The sequence below is a fragment of the Brevibacillus formosus genome, from assembly GCF_003013405.1.
GTDB lineage: Bacteria > Bacillota > Bacilli > Brevibacillales > Brevibacillaceae > Brevibacillus > Brevibacillus formosus.
This window is the reverse complement of the sequence record NZ_PXZL01000057.1, coordinates 1-4212: the sequence shown is the minus strand read 5'-3', so window position 1 is coordinate 4212 and position 4212 is coordinate 1. Positions and strand designations below refer to the sequence as shown.

The 4212-nt window shown below is 48.5% G+C and carries 1 protein-coding gene; it reads right to left on the bottom strand.

The features are described from left to right. On the bottom strand, positions 1 to 4212 hold a 4212-nt coding region (locus C7R91_RS29115), incomplete at both ends, for a non-ribosomal peptide synthetase (RefSeq protein WP_146142154.1).

The window sequence follows — 4212 nt, the reverse complement described above, 5'->3', positions numbered from 1 at the left end:
CTCCGCGTACGTCAGTCTCTTTTCTCCGACAATTAGAGCCTCTGCATCCGGTGTTGCGTCTACTTGTGCTTCAAACAGTTGGTGCATTACCGCGTCACGAGCATATTCCGTTTCCGTTGCGTTCCATTCCACTAACAGCTTGTGGCGTTCCTCGTCTGTGATGAATGAAATGGCAGAGAGATGGTCCGTAGGCTGAGCCATCATTGATTCTAATACTTTGATCAATTGAGCCAATACCTTATCCATGGTGGTACGCTCGAATCGATTTGTTTCATAAATCAGCTTGAGCAATAGCTCTTCGCCAGGCGCCGCGACCAATGTCAATGGATAGTTCGTCTGCTCAACTGCTTTGATTGCGTTTAGCGACATGTCTGTATTAGTCTGTGTTTTCGTACCAGACATGTAGTTCTCGAAAACGAGTATGCTGTCAAACAACGCCTGTCCGAGCGGCACTTCGCTCCAGCTTTGAATGTCAACAAGCGGTGTAAACTCGTACTGACGAATCTCACTCTGTTCCTGTTGGATGTTCTGTAGCCAGTCGATCACCGTCAATTGTTCCGAGAAAAGCACGCGAACAGGTAGCGTGTTGATAAACAGCCCCACCATAGAGTCCACTCCACGCAAATCTGTTGGACGTCCCAGGTTGGTTGTCCCAAATACCACTTCCGACTCACCTGCGTAACGGCTTAAAATCAACGCCCACGCACCTTGGACTAGCGTATTCATCGTTAGTTGATGCTTACGGGCAAAAGCTTGCAGACTCGCAGTTGTTTCTTTAGACAAAAGAATCATTTGATCAGCGTATTCTTTTTGTTGAACAACCGTTCCACCCGGTTTCCCCATGCTAAGAGGAGTTGGTATGCGGAAGCCCCGCAGATGATTTCGCCAATACTGCTCTGATGCCTCAAGACTCTGCTGCTTTAACCAGGCAATATAAGAGGAAAACGGAGGGACGACTGGCAGTTTTGCTTCCATACCATCAACGGATGCCCGATAGAATGTCAGCCAATCATTTAACACGATCGGTGTACTCCAACCATCCAACAACATATGGTGAAAGCTCCAAACGAGCTGACTGGTTTTCGAATCTAGTCGAATCAACGACCAACGCATCAGTGGCGGTTGAGCGAGATCAAAGCCTAGCTTGCGATCTTGTTCGAGATAGGTTTGTAAGTGAGCTTCTTGCTTTTCTTTCGGTAAGTGACTCCAGTCCAGTTGTTCGATATGTGCTTTTACTTTTGTATGAACAACCTGATGAGGTTTCTCTAATCCGCTCCATAAGAAGGAGGTTCGGAGGATTGCATGTCGCTCGACAACTTTTTGCCATGCTTCTGAAAACAGCGACACATTCAAATGATCCAAATTCACAACCAGTTGAACGACGTAATCCCCGCCTGCTTGCTCATAAAGAGAGTGGAACAGCATCCCCTCTTGTAACGGTGTGAGCGTGTAAATGTTCTCGATCAGACGATTGTTCCCAATGAACTTGTCGAGGCTTTTTTGATCCAACTCCGACAACGGGAAATCGGAAGGTGTGTAGCCACCTGCCTCTTCAGAGCGACAATGGGCAATGATCGCTTGCAATGATTGCACATAGTCACGAGCAAGCTCTTCAATCGTTCGTTGTTCGTACATATCACCGCTGTACGTCCAGGTCATTTCTAACTGATCTCCCGCCACCATGCTCTGGAAATCAAGTTTATGGAGTCGGGCTTCATCCTTGCTGAGATTGGATGCTGACCAGTTCGGAATGATTTGGAACAAGGAAGCATCAGCCGTTTGATCCTGATCGAATTGTCCCAAATAATTGAAGCTAATCTCAGGTCGCGGATAAGCTTTCAGAGTATTTATCGTTTGTTCATCTTTGCTTAAATAACGATGAATGCCGTAGCCAATCCCTTTGTCAGGAATCGAGCGCAATTGTTCTTTGACTGATTTTATCAGGAAACCCCAAGGCGTCTTTGGCTCCATTTCCAGCAAGACCGGGTACATGCTTGTGAACCAGCCTACTGTACGAGAAATGTCCACGCCATCGATGATCTCTTCACGCCCGTGTCCCTCAACTGATACATAGAGTGTCTTTTGCCCCGTCCAGTTGTTATAGGCTCGGATCAAAGCACCGAGTAACACATCGTTAATTTGAGTGCGGTAAGCGGCTGGCACCTCCTGCAACAAGGCACGAGTCTCGCCCACGCCCAGCTTTACCTTTAGTTGTACGGCCAGACTTTCTGTGTTCTTTCCATCCGGATGATCAACAGGCACTTTGAGTACACGACTTGTATCCAGATTTGTCCAGTATTCGTCGACTCCGCTTTGCTGAGCGTACTGTGTCAACTGTTCCGACCATCGCTTGAAAGAAGTTGTCTTCTGAGGCAAATGCAGCTGTTGCAACCCAGTCAATTGTTGATAGGCCGTTTGCAAGTCTTCCAGAATAATTCGCCAAGAGACACCATCGACAGCCAGATGATGAATCGCAATGAACAGACGCTGTTTGTCCCCGCATTGGAAGTATGCAGCACGAAGCAATGGTCCTTTTTCGATATCCAGACTTTCCTGTAGCTCGTCCGCAATGGCTTGCATTTGCTCCTCTATGTCCGCTTCAAGTACAGCTGTCGTCAAATCGACTACCTGAAATACGTCCTCATCCGAAACGACATCATGATATTGCTCCCATATTCCGTTGACGTTCCGAAAACGCAGGCGCAAGGCATCATGATGAGCAAGAATCGTCGCAAAAGCTTTTGCCAACAGACTAGCATCCATTTCTTCGCGCACAGCAAGCATGACAGATTGATTCCAGTAGTTGACATGGCAAATGTCCTGCTCAAAGAACCACGTCTGAATGGGTGTCAGAGGCAATTCGCCTGTCACAATCCCCTGCTCCATATGCACTTGTGGTGCATCCTCAAGAACAACGACACTTGCGGCCAATTCTGCCAATGTTTGAGAGTCAAACAAGTGCTTTGGTGTAAATCGGATACCCGCCTGATTGGCACGCGCCACGATCTGAATGGTTAGAATCGAGTCGCCGCCCAGTTCGAAAAAGTTATCGTGTATCCCGATTGACTCTACACCCAGAACTCCTTGCCAGATTTCGGCCAGCTTATGTTCTATTTCCGTTTGTGGGGCAACAAATGAATCTTCCCATTGAGCTCGCAGGGCATCGGGTACCGGTAAAGCACGTCGATCTACTTTTCCATTTGGAGTGAGAGGCAGGGCATCCATCAGGATGATGGCAGATGGCACCATGTAGTCTGGAAGTCTATCTTTCAAAGACTGACGCAATTCATTCGTCTGTACCCCTTCTCCCTCATGAAGCACGGCATAAGCCACCAGTCGTTTCACTCCAGGCGTCAGATCTTCCCTGACGATCACCACTGCTTCCGAGACAGCCGCATGCGCATACAAAGCCGACTCTATTTCGCCCAGCTCAACCCTGAATCCGCGAATGCTCACTTGATCATCGGCTCGTCCAATAAATTCCAAATTTCCATCTGCCAAATATCGAACCAGGTCGCCAGTGCGATACATCCTTGCCCCTTCATTTGTAGAGAACGGATTAGGTACAAAGCTGGCTTCCGTCAGGTCAGGACGGTTCAGATAGCCGCGCGCCAAGCTTTTTCCCGAGATGTAAAGCTCCCCAACAACTCCTACAGGCACAGGCTTTCTGCTTGCGTCGAGTACATAGACAGATACGTTGTCGATGGGACGTCCAATGGAAGGAGCCGCTTCTCGTTCTCCCTGCACGGGTACGATGCCTGCGGTAGCAACGACGGTATTTTCTGTTGGACCATACTGGTTTACCAGCGTAAACGGCACATTCGCAGACGGGTACTGGTGCAAAGTATCACCACCCGTCAACATGTAGCGCAATGCTGATTCGGCTGGCCAATTCAACGTAAGCAGACTCTCTGCCAAAGGTGTTGGTAAAAAGCTTACTGTGATGCCTGATTCGACTATCCAATCACGCAGTTTTTCCGGTACGAGACGGATCTCTTCCTGTGGCAGGCAAATCGTAGCACCCGCCGTCAAATACGGCCAAATCTCCCACACCGAAGCATCAAAAGCTGTACCTGCTATTTGCGATGCACGATCCCCAGCGATTACGTTATACGCTCGTTGATGCCAGTTGACTAGATTCAAGAGTGATCCGTGCTCAATCTCCACTCCCTTTGGCGTTCCTGTAGAACCTGATGTATAGATGACATAGGC